At 61.4% G+C, this 16,576-nt stretch carries 17 protein-coding genes; 9 read left to right on the top strand and 8 right to left on the bottom strand.

Features of this window, described 5'->3' with window-relative positions; genetic code table 11:
* Positions 1-143 precede the first annotated feature (143 nt).
* Complete coding sequence (locus NW855_RS10120; protein WP_414508725.1) at positions 144-908, top strand: hypothetical protein; 765 nt, start codon at positions 144-146, stop codon at positions 906-908.
* Positions 909-1,065: 157 nt separating this feature from the next.
* Here the strand turns inward: NW855_RS10120 and rpe are convergent, their stop codons facing one another.
* Both rpe and NW855_RS10110 read right to left on the bottom strand, forming a co-directional pair.
* Positions 1,066-1,776: a ribulose-phosphate 3-epimerase gene (gene rpe, locus NW855_RS10115; protein ID WP_011429006.1), complete on the bottom strand. Its 711-nt coding sequence runs from the start codon at positions 1,774-1,776 to the stop codon at positions 1,066-1,068.
* 157 nt (positions 1,777-1,933) lie between these two features.
* Positions 1,934-2,104, bottom strand: coding sequence for a hypothetical protein (locus NW855_RS10110; protein ID WP_414405389.1), 171 nt, complete (start codon positions 2,102-2,104; stop codon positions 1,934-1,936).
* A 147-nt stretch (positions 2,105-2,251) separates the two neighbouring features.
* On the opposite strand from NW855_RS10110, the gene NW855_RS10105 reads away from it, so the two are divergent.
* Together NW855_RS10105 and NW855_RS10100 are read left to right on the top strand one after the other, a co-directional pair.
* Positions 2,252-2,662: a VOC family protein gene (locus tag NW855_RS10105; RefSeq protein WP_011429008.1), complete on the top strand. Its 411-nt coding sequence runs from the start codon at positions 2,252-2,254 to the stop codon at positions 2,660-2,662.
* Positions 2,659-4,245: a bifunctional ADP-dependent NAD(P)H-hydrate dehydratase/NAD(P)H-hydrate epimerase gene (locus NW855_RS10100; RefSeq protein ID WP_011429009.1), complete on the top strand. Its 1,587-nt coding sequence runs from the start codon at positions 2,659-2,661 to the stop codon at positions 4,243-4,245. Before NW855_RS10105 ends, NW855_RS10100 begins: the two co-directional genes overlap by 4 nt.
* Here the strand turns inward: NW855_RS10100 and NW855_RS10095 are convergent.
* From NW855_RS10095 to NW855_RS10070, 6 genes are all read right to left on the bottom strand, one after another.
* Positions 4,242-5,072 (bottom strand): undecaprenyl-diphosphate phosphatase, encoded by an 831-nt coding sequence (locus NW855_RS10095; RefSeq protein WP_011429010.1) that lies wholly within the window; start codon positions 5,070-5,072, stop codon positions 4,242-4,244. The two genes, NW855_RS10100 and NW855_RS10095, sit on opposite strands and share 4 nt — an antisense overlap.
* Positions 5,073-5,275: 203 nt before the next feature.
* Positions 5,276-5,830: a DUF2808 domain-containing protein gene (locus NW855_RS10090; RefSeq protein WP_228375387.1), complete on the bottom strand. Its 555-nt coding sequence runs from the start codon at positions 5,828-5,830 to the stop codon at positions 5,276-5,278.
* A gap of 233 nt (positions 5,831-6,063) precedes the next feature.
* Positions 6,064-6,249, bottom strand: coding sequence for a photosystem II reaction center protein PsbZ (gene psbZ, locus NW855_RS10085; protein WP_011429012.1), 186 nt, complete (start codon positions 6,247-6,249; stop codon positions 6,064-6,066).
* Positions 6,246-7,631 carry an RNA-guided endonuclease InsQ/TnpB family protein gene (locus NW855_RS10080; protein WP_414508724.1) on the bottom strand — a complete coding sequence of 462 codons (1,386 nt, stop codon included), beginning with the start codon at positions 7,629-7,631 and terminating at the stop codon, positions 6,246-6,248. The genes psbZ and NW855_RS10080 overlap by 4 nt, the downstream gene beginning before the upstream one ends.
* 187 nt (positions 7,632-7,818) lie before the next feature.
* On the bottom strand, positions 7,819-8,511 hold the full coding sequence (locus NW855_RS10075; protein ID WP_011429014.1) for a queuosine precursor transporter: 693 nt from the start codon (positions 8,509-8,511) through the stop codon (positions 7,819-7,821).
* On the bottom strand, positions 8,511-9,167 hold the full coding sequence (locus NW855_RS10070; protein ID WP_011429015.1) for a response regulator: 657 nt from the start codon (positions 9,165-9,167) through the stop codon (positions 8,511-8,513). Before NW855_RS10070 ends, NW855_RS10075 begins: the two co-directional genes overlap by 1 nt.
* 238 nt (positions 9,168-9,405) lie before the next feature.
* Here NW855_RS10070 and NW855_RS10065 point away from each other — a divergent pair, with 238 nt between their 5' ends.
* The 6 genes from NW855_RS10065 (at position 9,406) to NW855_RS10040 (ending at position 16,557) form a co-directional block, all read left to right on the top strand.
* The gene (locus NW855_RS10065; RefSeq protein WP_414508723.1) at positions 9,406-10,524 is read left to right on the top strand and encodes a class I SAM-dependent methyltransferase; all 1,119 of its coding nucleotides are present in this window, start codon (positions 9,406-9,408) and stop codon (positions 10,522-10,524) included.
* Between the two features lie 152 nt (positions 10,525-10,676).
* Positions 10,677-11,135, top strand: coding sequence for a hypothetical protein (locus tag NW855_RS10060; RefSeq protein ID WP_049749696.1), 459 nt, complete (start codon positions 10,677-10,679; stop codon positions 11,133-11,135).
* Between the two features lie 113 nt (positions 11,136-11,248).
* Complete coding sequence (locus NW855_RS10055; protein WP_011429018.1) at positions 11,249-11,593, top strand: MgPME-cyclase complex family protein; 345 nt, start codon at positions 11,249-11,251, stop codon at positions 11,591-11,593.
* 193 nt (positions 11,594-11,786) lie between these two features.
* Positions 11,787-13,343 carry an MFS transporter gene (locus tag NW855_RS10050; RefSeq protein WP_099812612.1) on the top strand — a complete coding sequence of 519 codons (1,557 nt, stop codon included), beginning with the start codon at positions 11,787-11,789 and terminating at the stop codon, positions 13,341-13,343.
* Between the two features lie 182 nt (positions 13,344-13,525).
* Positions 13,526-14,716: a glycosyltransferase family 4 protein gene (locus tag NW855_RS10045; protein ID WP_414508722.1), complete on the top strand. Its 1,191-nt coding sequence runs from the start codon at positions 13,526-13,528 to the stop codon at positions 14,714-14,716.
* A 101-nt stretch (positions 14,717-14,817) separates the two neighbouring features.
* Entirely contained in the window at positions 14,818-16,557 is a 1,740-nt protein-coding gene (locus NW855_RS10040) for a PP2C family protein-serine/threonine phosphatase (protein WP_228375389.1), read from the top strand.
* Positions 16,558-16,576: the final 19 nt, after the last annotated feature.

Below are 16,576 nucleotides of genomic sequence, written 5' to 3'. Positions count from 1 at the left end.
TAGAATAGAACATCCATAGTCTCTATCGTCTTCCCAGCTCTTCGAATTTCCCCGTGATCTCATCTTATGTCCCTGCTTCCGTTGCCATGTGGGGCGGGGCACGGCCTCGGTTTAAACTGCCCCTTGTCAAACTGCTTTTCCTGTTGCTGCGGGCCTCGGCACGGCTAGGTCTGGCCGGCCTTGGCAGAGCCCTCGGAGCAGGAATCCTGGCGGCGTTGCTGGCGTGGGAACCGCGCCCTGCCTTGGCAGAGGTTTTGGTGCTCAAGCAGGGAGAAGTGCGAACTTTGCCCCTATTGCAAACAAGTGCCCGGCTGCCCCTGCAGATGGAAATGCTCTATTTGGGCATGGTGGAGGAGCGCTTCTTGAGCTACGCCCGCGCCAACAATTGGGAGACTATTTCCAGCGACCGGGAGGATCCCCGCTGGAGCCGCTGGCAACTGCGCCCGGGCGGTGAGGCCCTTTACCTGCCGGATGCCCCTTCGTCGCGGGATCCCTTAGAGCCCCCCCTCTATGCCCGTGGGTTTTATGTGGAGGCCTACTTCATGGGCGGGCGGCTGGCGGGGATGCACCTAATTGACAATCCAGAAGAGCCGGGCTTCAATTTAAGGCAACTGCAAAGGCTTGTTCGCGCCTGGTTCCCCGATAATCGCCTGATGGTGTACTACCAGGTGCTGCCGGAGGATCCGGACCAGCAGGTGCTGGGCGCCTACTGGGGCACTGTCCCTCCCCCTTACCTTGCCACCATTCAGCGCAACAGCCGCCTGCCCTTCTGCCAGACCTTTTTCAGCCCCACTTCGCCCCAGCCCATCACGCCTCCTTCCACACCTCCCCATTGCCTAGTCCAGGCCGCCGGTGAGGACGGTACCGTGCCTTTGGCTGCCCAGAAGAAGACCAACGCTCTGCGCTAGAATTTCGAGCCCATCCTCCCACCAGAAGGGATCCCTGCCGCTGAGCCGTGGCCCTTCCCAATGGGCTGAGGGTGAGGAGCGCCAGGCCTTCTCCCCTCTCTTTTGCGCCTTGGCCTGAGAGGAGTCCAAGGGCAGGGTTTTCCCAGATCAGCTCAAATCAAACCGTTACCAGCTCGGGGCGGCGGCTGTGGCGAATGGCACGAATGGCTTCCCCGTAGTCCTTGGCCTTGAACACGGCTGAGCCAGCCACGATGGCGTTGGCCCCCGCCTCGATCACCTGCCAGGCGTTGCTGGCCTTGATGCCGCCATCTACTTCAATCCAGGGATCCAAGCCGCGCTCGTCGCACAGGGCTCGCAACTGGCGAATCTTGGGCACCACCGCCGGGATGAAGCTCTGCCCGCCAAAGCCAGGGTTGACACTCATGATCAACACCAGATCCACCAGATCCAGCACGTACTGGATCAGCTCCAGGGGGCTGGCGGGGTTGAGCACCACGCCTGCTTGCTTGCCCAGATCCTTGATTTGGCCGAGGGTGCGGTGCAGGTGAATGGTGGAGCTGGACTCGGCGTGAACGGAGATGATATCGGCCCCCGCCTTGGCAAAGTCGGCCACATACTTCTCCGGCTCCACGATCATCAGGTGCACGTCCAGGGGCTTGGCCGTAACCGGGCGCAGGGCTTCTACCACCAGCGGGCCGATGGTGATGTTGGGCACAAAGCGGCCATCCATCACATCCACGTGGATCCAGTCGGCCCCTGCCTCGTCCACCGCCCGCACTTCTTCCCCCAAGCGGCTAAAATCGGCTGAAAGGATGGAGGGGGCGACGACGATCGGCTTTTGCCCAGAGGCTGCGGAGGGCTGAGTCATGGCGAGTACCCAAGGTGTAAACCGCAAAACAGGGGAGCCTGCTCCTCTATGGTACGGAGTTTGATCCCCTTTGCAAAGCACCACCCGGCTTCTAGGGGATCCCGACAAAGCCGGCCCTGGCCAGTTGCACCCTCCGGAAAACTTGGGCCAGAGGCTCTCAGCGATCCGGCGGCTGCGCGTTGCTCTGAGGCTCTGGAGAGGCTTGCTCTGAGGGAGCTGGCTTCACTTTTTCTTCTAGCCGCAGGGCAAGCTGCTGCAACTGCATATAGATGCTGTTGACGGCCAGCATGGCCAGGACAGTGCCGAAAAACTTGGTGCGGGATCCCATAGACCAACTCCTGGGTAAGAACCAAGATAGGACAAAGGTACGTTCCTCGCCGCTGCCCTAGCTCCAACTTAGCGCACAGGCGGAGCAGGCTCTTGGAGAAAATATGGTTTCCCTCGACAGATGCAAGCACTTTCCCGGAGCAATGTCATGACCGCCTCCCCAAAGCCCGCCTACCAGCACCTGCACACCGCCCTTTGGGTCAGCGATCTGGCCAGGGCCGAGCATTTCTACGGCACGGTGCTCGGGATCCCCAAGGCAGAACGGTTTCCCTTTGACTTTCCCGGCGCCTGGTACCAGGTGGGGTCTTCGCAGATTCACTTGATCGTCACTGAGGAGCCGCTTGACCAGGGGCAGCAAGCCAGTCGTGGCAGCAGGGCGAAGTGGGGGCGCCTTCCCCACGTGGCGCTGGGAGTGGAAGATCTGGAGGCGGTGAAAGCCCGCCTGCTGCAGGCAGGCTATGAGGTGCAGCCCAGCGCTTCCGGGCGGGCGGCTGTGTTTGTCCGCGATCCGGATGGGAATGTAATCGAGCTAAGCGCCATTGGCGCAACTGAGCCATGAACCCTCTCCCCCCAGCGATACCGCCTGTAACACCAGCGCGGCGTGGCGATAGGGATCCCCGCTGCCAGTTCGACCCGGCCACCGCCCTGGTCAGCGCGGCGCAGATGCAGCGCCTTGAGGAGGAGATCTTCGCTGCCGGCATGCCCGTGGCCGCCCTGATGGAAAAGGTAGGGCTGGCCGCTTTTGCCCAGTTGCAACAGGATTTTCCCCAGGCCCAGCGCATCGGCATCCTCTGCGGGACAGGGCACAATGGCGGCGACGGCTTGGTGGTCGGACGAGAGCTGCGGCTGGCCCAAAGGTCGGTGAAGGTGTGGCTGGGCAAGCCAGATCTCAAACCCCTGACCGCCGAGCACGCCCGCTACCTCAGGGCCCTGGGGGCGGAGTTTGTGGAGCGGGTGGAGGCGTTGGCCGACTGCGACCTGCTCATCGACGCCCTCTTTGGCATTGGCCTAAACCGGCCCCTGGGGGATCCCTGGGCGGAGGCGGTGGAGTGGGCCAACGGCAGCGGCATTCCCATCCTCAGCCTGGACCTGCCCTCCGGCCTCAACGACCAGACAGGCGAGATCTGGGGCTGCTGCATCCGCGCCAGCTACACCTATGCCCTGGGCCTCTGGAAGCGGGGCCTGTGGCAGGAGGCGGCTCTGCCTTGGGTGGGACGTCTGCGCCGCCTCGATTTCGGCATTCCCCCTTGGGCCTGGCCGGAGGTGGAAGTTCCCCAGGTGTTGCTGCACCCCTGGCCCCATTTCCCCCCCGATCCGCCTTTGGATACCCACAAATACCGCCAGGGATCCCTGTTGCTGGTGGCGGGATCGACAACCTATGCCGGGGCGGCGGTGTTGGCCGGGCTGGGATCCCGCGCCAGCGGCGTGGGCATGGTAACCCTGGCGGTGCCGGCAGAATTGAAAGGGCTCGTCCACAGCGCTTTGCCGGAAGTCTTGGTTCACGCCTGGGAAGGGATCCCCTCCCTGCTGGCCGAGAAACCCTTTCAGGCGGTGGCGGTGGGGCCGGGCGTGGGAGAAACCCGCCGTCTGCTGCTGGAGATCCTGCTGCAGGATTGGGCCGGGATCCCTTGGGTGATCGACGCCGATGGCCTCAACGCCTTGGCGGAAATAGGGGTGGAGCGCTTGCCAGAACACAGGATCCAAGCCATCCTCACCCCGCACCTGGGGGAGTTTCGCCGGCTTTTTCCGCACCTCCCGCTTTCAGATCGCATGGAGGCAGCCCAGAGAGCAGCAGCCCAGAGCGGGGCAGTAGTGGTCTTGAAGGGGGCGCGGACGGTCATCGCCTCTCCTACGGGGGAATGCTGGGTCAACCCGGAAAGCACACCGGCTTTGGCCCGCGGCGGCAGCGGCGATGTTCTGACCGGCCTGATCGGCGGCCTGGTGGCGCGCAGAAGGGCTCAACTGGGTCAGTCGATGGGGATCGCGGAGCTGCTCAGTTGCGCCTGTGCGGGGGTGTGGTGGCATGCTCAAGCAGCCATCCATTTGGCGGGGGAACGGGGTCTAACGGGCGTGGATCCGGCCCACCTGGCGGAGCACCTGCCGAAAGCGCTGCGGATTCTGCGGCAACAAAAGCCCACTTAAGGTTGCAAAAACCCCAGGGCCAGCCCCAGGAAAATGAACAGGCCAAAACCAATCCGATAGACAATGAACACCCAGGTGCTGCTGCGCTGCAAAAATCGAATTAGCCAGTCGATGGACCCGTAGGAGAAGACAAAGGCCGAGAGCGTCCCCAGCCCCTGCGACAGCAGCGCCTCTGCCCTGAACTCGGCGATAAACTCCGCCACCCCGGCCAAAAAGAGGGCCGGGATCCCCAGCAAAAAGGAGTAGCGGGCGGCAGCCGAGCGCTGCAAATCCAGCAACAGAGCCGCCGTCAGCGTCACACCAGAGCGGGATACCCCTGGGATCAGGGCCAAAGCCTGGGCCAGCCCCACCCAGAGCCCATCCCCAATGCCCAGGCTGTGCAGATCGCGCCGGCGCTTCCCCACCCGTTCTGCCCAGCCCAAAGCCAGGGCCAAGCCGATGGCGGCGGCGGCAACCACCCACAACTGCCGGGGCGGGGATCCCCAGATGGCCTTGACGGCCCAGCCCGCTATGACAATCGGCAGCGTTCCCACCAGGATCCCCATGAGCAGCCGCCAAGACTCCTCCTGGAAATCTCGCTTCTGCCAAGCCTTCCAGGAGCCGAGGAGCAACTGGCGCAGGTCAGAAGCAAAGTAGATCAACACCGCTCCCAGGCTGCCCAATTGGATCACCGCCGCAAAGGAAGCCCCCGCATCCGGCCAGCCCAGCAAAGCTGGAAACACCCGCAGGTGCGCCGTGCTGCTGATGGGCAGAAATTCCGTGATCCCTTGCACCATGCCCAAGACCAGGGCCTGCCACCAGTTGGGATACCAGATATCGGCCAGCACCAAAGAAAGCCTCTCCCAGTACGCCAGGCTACTGTCTGGAGGGGAGTTTCCCTCACCCCCAACCCCTCTCCCTTAGGGAGAGGGGAGATAGAGATGCCGCAGTACCTCACCAGCCTTGCCCTGTCTCTGAAAAGGGCTACGCCCGAAACCCCCTGTTCAGGGATCCACTCTCAAAACTCTCCCCCGCTCGAAGGGAGCTGCCCTTAGAAAGTGAGCCGCTCCGGATCGTCGATGGTGATGAGCCAGTTGCCCACATTGCGGAAGAGGGGGTTGGGCTCTGTCCCCCGTACCCGCGCCTCTACCCGGTAGATGCCGGCAGCGGAAGGATTGCGCACATTGGAGAGCACCAAGCGGATCTCCTGGCCGGCGGCAATGGGCTGACGGGCCACCACCTCCAAAGAGCGAAACTCCTCGTTCCAGTACACTTCCGCCAGCTCCACCGGCTTGCCCTCCACCTCTAGGCGCACGTTCTCCGGGTCGATGACGGCATCGAAATTTCTATCCCCGTTGATCTGCACCTCTGCCACCGCCACGTTCTGAGGCGGGATCGTCAGGCGATAGCGATCCAACCGACCGCGAATGCCGCGAAAATCCAGCCGATAGCTGAGGACAGGTACCCCTTCGCTGCCGGTGATCACCAGGCCCGACTGCGCCGCTGCCGAAGGGGACAGCACCCCTACCAACAAGCCTGCCAAAATCAGCCTCGTCCCCAGCCGGGCCAAGCGGAGGCTCCACGAACGCTTCACTGCTCTCAACACCCAAACCTCCCAAAAGACATCAGTGTAGGCACAACTTGCCGCTGACCTAGGGAGCAGCAAGGCCATGAGATTAAATTGCTATCCATTGTAAGGGGTGGGATCCCTTCTACCGAGAGCGCTCAAGGCCCACGCGGGTGCGGAGATGCGCAGTTTTCCCCGCCCCCAGAACCTTGCAGTCGCAACCCTGATGCTCTGCAACGTCCAGGAGCCTGGGGGATGGGCGTCGAAGGATATCACTTAAAGAAACTAAGTACCCCCACCCCGATCACCATCAGCACCCAGAGCAGGGATCCCACCAAAATCACATTCTTGGCCCGGCTCCAGTCGCTGGCCGAGCTGAAGAGCACCGGCACCGCCACCACCAACAGCAAGCTGTAAAGCACCAACACCAACAAAGCAATTTGGAAAATGAGCATCATGGTCTGGATCCCTCACAAAAGTCTTGTCTTGGATAAAAGCTCCCGACAACACCGGGCTGCCCAACCTGATCCGGCTCGCTGCGCACCGGCGGCAGGGTAGATAGGATAACGCTGTAAACTACCCGGCTCCGACCGCCCCCCCTTCCAGCCCCCCAACCCCCCGTATACGGGGGGCGGGGGGATTGAGGGGGGTACGGAGCGGGCTTTTGGTAGCCCTGCAGCTGGCAAGCCAACCACGAACCCCCCTCTTGTCCCCCCGCATGCGGGGGGATGTAGGGGGGCTGGTTTACAGCGACCCCCAAAAGTGCAATCCCGTTGGCACCGTTCAAATCTGCATCCCCTTCCCAACCACAAGCCGGGTTCACACAGCGAAAATGCTTCCCTTCCCGTTGCCCAATCCACAGGCACTGGTGGCAGGTCTGCGAGCTGTAGGCCGGCGAAACCACCACAACCTTCACCCCTGCCCGCATCGCCTTGTAGTGCACAAACTGCCGCAACTGGTAGAACGCCCAACTGTTTGCCCGCCGCCGCTCCGTCTTGCTGCGCGGCTGCCGGTTGACCCGCTCCCGGATCCCGGTCAGGTCTTCCAAGGCAATAAAACGGTGAGTGGCCAGTGCCCTAGCAACAATCGACTTGGAGATGCAGTGGTTCACCCAAGTTTGAAAGCGTCTCTCCCGACCAGACAGCCGTTGCAGCAGTTGCTGACACCGACGTCGTGTACTGCGTGTGCCCTTGCTGGCCTTGCGTTGGAGAACCCCTCTCAAACGGGAGTAGTGGTCTCTGACCTGGTTCAACTGCTGTCCATTCCAGTTATCTCCCTCAGAGGTGTGGGCAATATCTCTCCTACCCAAGTCCACACCAATGGCCTTGACGGCGTGCTCCGGCTCCGGCACCTCAGACTCCACGCCAATCTGGATGGAGTAGGAGCCGCCTTGGCGCTTGACCAACGTGGCTGCTTTGGGATTTGAACCCGCTAGCAGGCCGCGCTGGTAGTGACCTATATCCAGTTCAAAGCGTTCCCGTCCCTCAACGGTGGTCAGCGACACCGTCCAGTCCTTCTCACGGAACGAGAAGATGCGGGCATCGTAGGTAACAAAGCCAGACTTGAACGCCTTGACTGGACGGTTTTTCTGCTGGGCAACCTTGCGGGCACCGGCTAACCTTCTGCACACCTGTTGTGCCAGGTTGCTGGATAGTCCGAAGCGGGTACGAATCTCGCGGTAGCAGAGAGATTGGAGCTTGACGGCGTTGACTATCTTCTCTGGTGTGTTCTCATTCACGCAGTTCAGTGCCTTTGCGAAGGCATCCAGGGTCGCATCCAGCTTGGCGGCTTGCGACACAGACACCTTGAGTTTGCAGGAGATAGTCAGGACTTGGGCCATGTCACGATTATACGTCGTCCGCATTCCTCCCGACCCTGACCGGCACGGCCCCCGGCCCCCCAGTCCCCCCGTATACGGGGGGATATAGGGGGGTACAGGGCGGGGCTCCTGCGGTTTCTAGCTGACTATACCAAAACTGGGATCCCTCTTTTGGCCATATCCGTCGGGGCAGCCATGGACGAATGAACTACCCAGATACGGACTGCATTCGGAAAGGGTTGAAGTCGGTTGCCACGTCAAAGTAGTCTTCCTGTTCTTGCTGCTTCAGCCAGCCGGTGATGACATAGGTCAGGGGCGTACAGACCGCCTCAACGGCACACTTGAACACGTAGTTGGAGACAATGAGGCTCATCAGACCGGGAAACACCCCCCAGAAGGCGATGAGAATAAACAGGCCCGTATCCACCGCCTGGCCCACCAGGGTGGAGCTGATGGTGCGTGTCCACAGCCAGCGTCCCCGCGTCCACACCTTCAGGCGGGCCAGCACATAGGCATTGGCAAAGCTGCCGCTCCAGTAGGCAATTAGGCTGGCCAGTACAATGCGCGGGGTAAGGCCGAGAATCTGTTTGTAGGCTTCCTGGTAGGGCCAGTCGGGGGCTGCCGGCAGGGATCCCACGATCATCAAGGTCGCCGACATCAGGGCCGCCGAGATAAATCCCAGCCAGATCACCCGCCGCGAGCGGGCATAGCCGTAGACCTCCGTGAGGATGTCGCCGAAAATGTAGCTGAGGGGAAAAAGGACGGTGCCGCCATCGAACGTAAACGGCCCCAAGAGCACGATCTTGGTGGAGGCGATGTTGGAGATCAGCAGCACAGCCACAAACAGGGCCGTCACCGCATCCAGGTGCCGATAGGCGCGCTCAAAAACCCTCTCAGACATCAGGATCCCCCCAACAGCTTGCGGATGTGCTTTAGCTCCTTGACGATCAAGGCCAAGCCCTGGCTGTGCCGTTCCACCTCGCTGGTGAGCTTACGGATCTGCTCTTCCAGGTTAGCGCTGTGGGATTCCTGACGCTCCAGGCGCTGGTTGAGATCAGAAAGCCGCGTCACCACTTCCCGCTGGATCAGGTTTTCCGTGCCTTGGATGAGCAGCGTCTCGATGGCGGTGAGCTTGTTCAAGAGCAACTGGGTGTTGGTTTCCGATCCCGGCTCTGCTGCCGCCGCAGGGGCTACTTGCAGGGCCTTTTGAATGCGAGCCAGAAGAGCCTCCGCCTCAAACGGCTTTTCAATAAAATCGAAATCGACAAAAGGCTCAGGGACGCGGGCTGTTACCTGCTCTTTCATCCCCGACATGATGATGACAGGGGTATTCTTCAGGCTCTCTTCCTGCCGGATGGCCTGCAATGTGTCATAGCCGTCCATCTTGGGCATGACAAAATCCAGCAAGATCAGGTCGGGGTGATGTTTTTTGGCAGCCTCCAGGCCCGCTAGGCCGTCTTTGGCCTCCAGCACCTGAAACTGGTCAGCCAAGATGCTGGCCACCATCTTGCGGATCATGATGCTATCGTCAATGACCAACACCGTCTTGGCTGTCATGCTCGGGCGCCCCCTTTTCCCAATCTACTCGACCTGCTCAGCCTCTTCCTCCAGCGCATGAAGCATCAGAGGCGTCCTTCCTGGGACACCAATAGAGTACTCTCCCTCTCAGGGAAGTGGAGTGTTTACAGCTCCAATTTCGCCGACTCTCCCAAGGCCCAGAACTTGCCGGTTTCGCATCGCTGCCTTGCTATAATCTAACGTAAACAAACATTAAGCATTCGCACCTTGCAGGGTTATGAGCTTACAGTTGAGCTCCGAGCTGTCGCTGCCGATCCCATCTCCAGTCGGAGAAGCTGCTTACCGCGCTTTTCAGTGGGGCAAAAATCTCTTTGGCTTTGCCCACAAGGCTCTCTCCACCCAGGCTTTGGAGCTGATGCTCTCTGTGCTCAGGGAGCTGCAAAGTTTTTCCTCTGGGAAGCCCCTACCGCCGCGGGAGCGGGTGAAGGTCAGCCCAGCTACTTTGCAAGAGTTGCGGGCTCGTTACGAACGGCTGCTACAGGTCGATTGGCAAGACGCCGAGGCAGGTTACTACCCTCACGCCCTTCTTTTCGATAACCCCTGGCTGGACTTTGCCCGCTACTACCCGCAGGTATGGCTGGATCTGCCGCAGATCACTCAGCGGGTACACAGCCGGCGCTACCAAGAGTTTTCTCCAGACATCTCCACCGAGGGCTATCCAAAATACTACCTGCAAAATTTTCATTACCAAACCAACGGTTACCTGAGCGACAGCTCGGCTGAGCTCTACGACCTGCAGGTGGAACTGCTGTTTGGTGGCGCGGCAGATGCGATGCGGCGACGGGTGATCCGCCTGCTCAAGGATGGTTTCGATCCTGCTCTATCCGACCCCCACATCCTCGACGTAGCTTGTGGCACCGGGCGCACGCTGCGCCTGCTGCGGGGATCCCTGCCCAAAGCGGCGTTGTACGGCCTGGATCTTTCCCCTGCCTATCTGCGCAAGGCCAACCGGCTGTTGCAGGAGTTGCCCGGGGAGCTGCCCCAGCTCATCCGCGCCAATGCCGAGGCCATGCCCTACGCCGACGCCACCTTTGATGCGGTTGTCAGCGTGTTTCTCTTCCACGAGCTGCCCGGCCCGGCCCGCCAAAATGTCATCAACGAGATGAGCCGGGTGGTGAAGCCGGGGGGCGCCATTGTCATCTGCGACTCGGTGCAACTGCTGGACTCGCCCGAGCTGGAGGAGACGATGGAAGCTTTTGTGCAAACCTTCCACGAACCCTACTACCGGGACTACATCCGCGACGACCTGGGGGTGCGCCTGCAGCAGGCAGGCTGTGAGGTGTTGCGCCGAGAAACCCACTACGTCAGCACTTATATCTTGGCCCGTAAGAGTTGAGCGCCCTTGCCAAAAGCTTAAGAGGGTAAGGAGATTCGCGGTCGCCTGGCCAAAGGCTGTATAGTAGTATCAGACACGAAACCTCGGATAAAAAGCTAGGTCATCAACGCCCTTAAGTGCAAGGCGTCAGAATCTTTTCTATACTTAGGCTCATGTCCCCTCCGTATGGATCCCTTCGTGCCGGCATCACTGCTCTCAAGCAGGAGCGCTACTTAGAGGCGATCAACCTCCTTGAGTCTTTCTGCTACTGCTGCTCGATTCACGAGAGCTCGCCCCGCCAGAAGGAGCGCAACGGTTCCAGGATAAACCCTGAGGAATGCGCTTTGGCGCGGGTAGCCCTGGTCATGGCCTATCAGGGCAGCGGCGACTTGGAGCGCTCGACCGCGCTCTGTCAGGAGCTGTTGGAGCAGGGGGAACCCTCCTCAACAACACCCCTCTGGGCGCAGGAATGGGCAGCTCAAGCTCTGCCCACCCTCAGGCAGGCTTCAGAGCAGTCTATGCCGCCTGAGGAGGTGATGGCGCGGCTGCCCGTCCCCCGGCAGTTGGAAGACTGTCAGACCCTGTGTAGCTCCCGCGATCCCGCCCCGCATTTACTCAAGTCTGCCAACTAATCCTGCCAGTAGGCTGAAGTTGGCAACTCTGGGTGAAGAGCCGACAGGAGAAGTTGTGTTTTCGCCAGGAGCGCGCCTCTAGGTGTTCGAGTCTCACATGTTAATCGTAGAGTATGCCTGCTGCTGAGCCCACCACCTACCACTTTATTGTTGCCAGTCTGTCTTTTTTGCGCTCTGAACCTCTGGAGGAAGTGCTGGAGGAGCGTCGCCGACACTACGAGGAGCACCATCGCTCCATCGATTTCTTTTGGGTGCCCCAGCCGGCTTTCATGGAAGCTCCAGAGCTGCGTCCCCTGCGCCACAAGTTAAAGGAGCCGCTGGGGGCAGTGGTCTCGACCAATGAGGATTTCATCCGTTGGCTGGCGGTGCGCCTCACTTTTGTGGAAAAGGGCAGCTTCGTGGCCCCCAGCGAGTCGATCCCGGATCCCTTGCGCTCCCTGTCCTTGGCAGAGGGTTGATGAGATCCTGCCGGCGCGACCGATGGGAGGTGTCGCCCCCTCCTCGAGACGGGCGCGCAAGTTTGATTGCGGGATGGGCCAAGATTAAGATCAGGGCACCTCTCTCCGTCCAGCAGCAGTGGCGGCACGAGCCGGCATGAAAAGCACCTGTCAGGGCCAAGGCGGGGGAGGGAGAAAGGTTACACGGGGCACTATGACTTTGGAGCGACGAGGGGATTGGCCGGAAGGGGAGGCGGAGGTCTGCCAGCGGACTCCTCATCTTCGGGATCTTCCTCCCACATTTCCTTCAACTGAGGTGCTAAAGTCGGAGGCCCCCCCACTTGAGCCGCCGGCAAGTCCTCCCTCCGGCTCGCTGGCGTGTTCGTCCGGGAATCCCTTGCCGGAGCCGCTCCCTGAGGATCCCAAAGACGACGGCCCAACCGAGAAGCTGAAGCAGGAGGATGCTGCTCTGGCCGGGCCAGGCCTGAGAAATTTCCTGGCCGTGCTGCGCCGACGCAATTTCCTGCTGCTGTGGATAGGGCAGGTGTTTTCCCAGTTGGCCGACAAGGTGTTGTTGGTGCTGCTGATTGGGTTGATCTCGAGGCAGTTTCAGCCGGAAGGGGCCTCCATCAGCGGCTGGGTGGCGGCGATCATGCTGGCTTTTACGCTGCCGGCGGTGTTGTTGGGCAGCCTGGCGGGGGTATTTGTGGATCGCTGGCCCAAGAAGGGGGTGCTGGTGCTCTCCAACGTGGTGCGCGGGATCCTGGTGCTGCTGTTGCCGCCGCTGCTCTGGCTGACGGCGGGGCGCAACCTTTGGCCAGGGATCCCTTTGGGCTTTGGCGGGCTGCTGTTGATTAGCTTTGCCGTGTCTGTTTTGACCCAGTTTTTTGCCCCTGCCGAACAGGCCACTCTGCCCCTGATCCTGCCCAGGCGGGAGCTGTTAGCGGCCAACTCCCTCTACACCACGACGATGATGGCTTCGCTGATCGCCGGCTTTGCCATCGGCGAGCCGCTGCTAACGCTGGCGGATCGTTGGGGGCGTGCGTGGTTGCCCGGCTGGGAGGTGGGGCCAGAGCTGTTGGTGGGGGGAGCCTACCTGTCGGCGGGAGCCCTGCTGCTGCTGTTGCAACCCCACGAGAAGCTGGAGCCCAGACCTTGGGAGGCTCCCCATCTCTGGGAAGATCTCAAGCTGGGCCTGGAATACATCGGGCAAATGCCCTTGATCCGCGCGGCCCTGCTGCAAATGGTGGTGCTCTACTCGCTGTTTGCGGCGCTGGCGGTCTTGGCGGTGCGCATGGCCGAGGTGACGGCGGAGCTGGAGGCAGATCAGTTTGGGGTGTTGCTGGCGGCTGCCGGCCTGGGCATGGCCATTGGGGCCTTTTGGGTGGGGCATACGGGCCGGCAGGTGAGCCGTCGCGCCTGGAGTGGGCTGGGATCCCTGTTGCTGTGTCTGTCCTTGGCGGCCTTGTCCTGGACGGAGGGGAAGCTGTTTCCCAGCTTGGCTTGGATTGCCCTGCTGGGCTGTGGAGGGGCGTTGGTGGCGGTGCCCATGCAAACCCTGCTCCAGGAGGAGACCCCCGAACATCTGCGCGGCAAGGTTTTTGGACTGCAGAACAATGCGGTCAACATTGCTCTCAGTTTGCCGCTGGTTTTGGCGGGGGTGGCGGAAACCTATTTCGGCCTTGCCTGGACGTTTCTCGGCCTGGCGGCCCTGACCGGGTCGGCGGGGCTGTACCTCTGGGGTCTGCTGGGCAGAGAGGGGCACAGATAAGTTTTTCTGCTGGATAGCTGCGACGTAGGGCTGGGTATCTGTCAATGCCTTGTCGGTCTGGGTTTCTCCCCTGAGAGGGGAGGAGCGGGCCGAGGTGGGATGCGAGTCTGCTACCCTTATAGAGGCTTTGGAATCGCACATCCCCTTGTAGATCAGCGTTCTGGCGCTGTAGGGATCCGCCCATGCACATCGCCTGGATAGGCAAGAAGGCACCTTTCTGTGGCAACGTCACCTATGGCCGTGAGGTGACCAACGGCCTCTTGGAGCGGGGACATCAGGTGAGCTTTTTCCATTTCACCAACGAAAGCCCCTCCCCCAGCCTGGAGGCGCCTGCTGTAGAGGGATCCCGTCCGGGGAGCCGTTGGCGTGCTGAGCTGGCGGGGCGGGATGTCTCCCTGCCCTGTCTGTACAAGTCGCAGATTTATACGATCCCAGCTCCCAACGCCAGGCGGCTGCTCACCCAGGCGCTGCGGGAGTTGCAGCCGGATCTGGTGCATGCCTCGCTGACGATTTCTCCCATCGACTTTGTCTTGCCGGAGATCTGTGCGGAGCTCAACCAGCCGCTGGTGGCCACCTTCCACCCGGCCTTCGACCGGCGGCGGCGCAACATTGCCTCCCGCACCCAATACCTGGCCTACCAGCTCTATGCTCCTTGTTTGGCCCACTACGACCGCACCATCGTCTTCTCGGAAACACAGCGGCAGATCTTGGTCAGGCTAGGGGTGAGCCGCGAGCAGGTGGTGGTCATTCCCAACGGCGTCGACGTGGATAAGTATTCGCCGGGGCCCTCCACCCTTAAGCAACGGTTGGGGCTGGAGCGGATCTTCGTTTACCAAGGGCGGATCTCGCCGGAAAAAAATGTGGAGGCCTTGCTCAAAGCCTGGAAGCAAGCTCAAATGGGCGAGAAGTGCGGCCTGCTCATTGTGGGGGATGGGCCGCTGCTCAATACCCTCAAGCCCTTCTACACCCGCCAGCACGGGATCCACTGGCTGGGCTACGTTGCCGACGAGCAGCAGCGCATCGAGATCCTGCGCGGATCCGACGTGTTTATCCTGCCCTCTTTAATCGAGGGGCTCTCTTTGTCGTTGCTGGAGGCGATGGCCTGTGGGGTGGCGGCGGTGGCCACCGACGTCGGGGCCGACGGCGAGGTTTTGGCCGATGGAGCCGGGATCCTGTTGGATCCGGCTCGGGTGGCGGTGGAGCTGCAAACGCTGCTGCCCCTGCTGCGGGATCAACGGGAATTTACGCAACTGCTGGGGATGAAAGCCCGCCAGCGGGTGCTGGAGCGCTACACCCTCAGCCACAACCTCAGCCGGTTGGAGCAGCTCTACCAGGAGCTGTGCCGGGGATCCCGTCAGCGCCGCCGCGCGTAAGGAAGACTATTGGGATTGGGCTGAAACTTTTGCGACAAAGCTTTTGATATTTTTGCTAAACTGCATCGTTATGTTTCCAAGGGATTGCCTCTAAGTTCCCGATGGATGAGTACGGCCCGCAAAAAGCCTTTCCGGCGCAGCCCCCTGCCGGGCTGTCGGGTTCGTCCTGGACGGAGTCTTTGCTTGCCCAAGGCGCGGACAGAAACTCCTTTCCCGCCAACGTTCCGGCTGCGTCGCTGCCGCCCACCGACGAGCAGGGCGATCTGCGCTCGGCCCAAGCTGGCCCAGATGGGGATCCCGCCGGTGCGCCCAAGGCGGCCTCGGAGGAGAGAAAGCTGACGGAAGTGAAACCGGCCATCTTGCCCGCCCCGCCGAAGCCGGAGCCGGTGGCAGAGCTGGGGACAGACCAGCAGCCGATGCTGTATTTGCTGGGGGGATTGGCCTTTGCCCTGCGCTCCTTCAACAACCTGAACCAGATCCTAGAGCTCACGGCTTTTGTGGCCAGCCAACTCACCGCTGCCGACGGCGGCGCGCTGGTGTTGTTCAACCCCAACGGCACCATCCAGCTAGATCAACTGCATTGTTCGGACCTCGACCGCCGCGAGCAGATTCGCGCCGAGATGGAGCAGATCGCCCAAGCTCTGTCTGCGCAGGAGCCCATTTTAAAAACCGAGGGATCCCTGTCTGTGAAGATCCCAGCCCTGGAACATCTCTTGGACGAGCGCCTGCGCCAGAGTCTGGGGCCAGATGTCCGCCTGTTCGGGACGCCGCTGTTGATTCGCAGCTCCGTCCAGGGGCGCCTGTACGTCTTCAGCCGTCAGCCCGGCTACCAGTGGAATGAACGTCGCCAACAACTGCTGCGGTTGGTGGCTGACCAAGCGGGCGTGGCCATCGAGAACGAGCGCTTGACGGCGGCCTTGCGCCGCAAAATGGCCCTGGAAAAAGAAATGGAGATCGGCTCCTACATCCAGACCCAACTGTTGCCCCGCCAGTACCCCCAGGTTCCAGGCATTCGGCTGGCAGCCCGCTGCCGTGTGGCCAGCAAGGTGGGGGGCGATTACTACGATTTCATTAAGATCCCCAGCGAGCGACCGGAAAACTCTAGGGCCGCCGCCGATGAGCCGGTTGGATCCCTGGCCCCTTCCCCTGAGCCATCCGAAGACTTTCGCCTGGCCATCGTAATTGGGGACGTGATGGGCAAAGGTGTCCCTGCCGGCATGTTGATGAGCATGACCCGCGCCATGGTACGGGCAGAAGCCCTCAACCGCCACTCGCCGGCCCGCGTTCTCCAACATCTCAACCGGGCCATGTACAGCGATCTGGAGAACTCCAATCGCTTTATCAGCCTGTTCTACTCAGAGTACGATCCCCGCTCCCGTCGCCTCTGTTTCAGCAACGCCGCCCACAACCCCACCCTCTGGTGGCGGGCCCGCAGCCGCGACATCCAGCCCCTCGACACAGAGGGAGCGCTGATCGGCTTGGAGGAACACAGCCAATACTCGGAAAGCTGCGTGCACCTGCAGCCGGGAGATGTTGTAGTTTATTATACCGATGGCTATGTCGAGGCCGCCAATACCCGCGGGGAGCGGCTGGAGACTTCAGGTCTGATGGAGGCCATCCAGCGGGCTGCCAGTCGCTACGAGTCGCCCGAGGAGATCCTGGAGAACCTTTTTGAGCAGATGGACGCCTTCCGGGGCCGCCAGGGATCCCACCCTGTTGTCCCAGGGCCGCCAGTGGATGCAGGGCTCTTGTTTCAGGATGAGATTTCCCTGCGGCCTGAGCCGGTGGACGATACGACGCTGGTGGTGTTGAAAGTACTGCCCGATTCTGAGCCAACCTAGCTACGAAGGTTCAAACTAA

This window comes from Synechococcus sp. RC10B2, assembly GCF_047502635.1.
The sequence above is the reverse complement of the archived record's forward strand: the minus strand, read 5'-3'. Positions and strand labels throughout refer to the sequence as shown.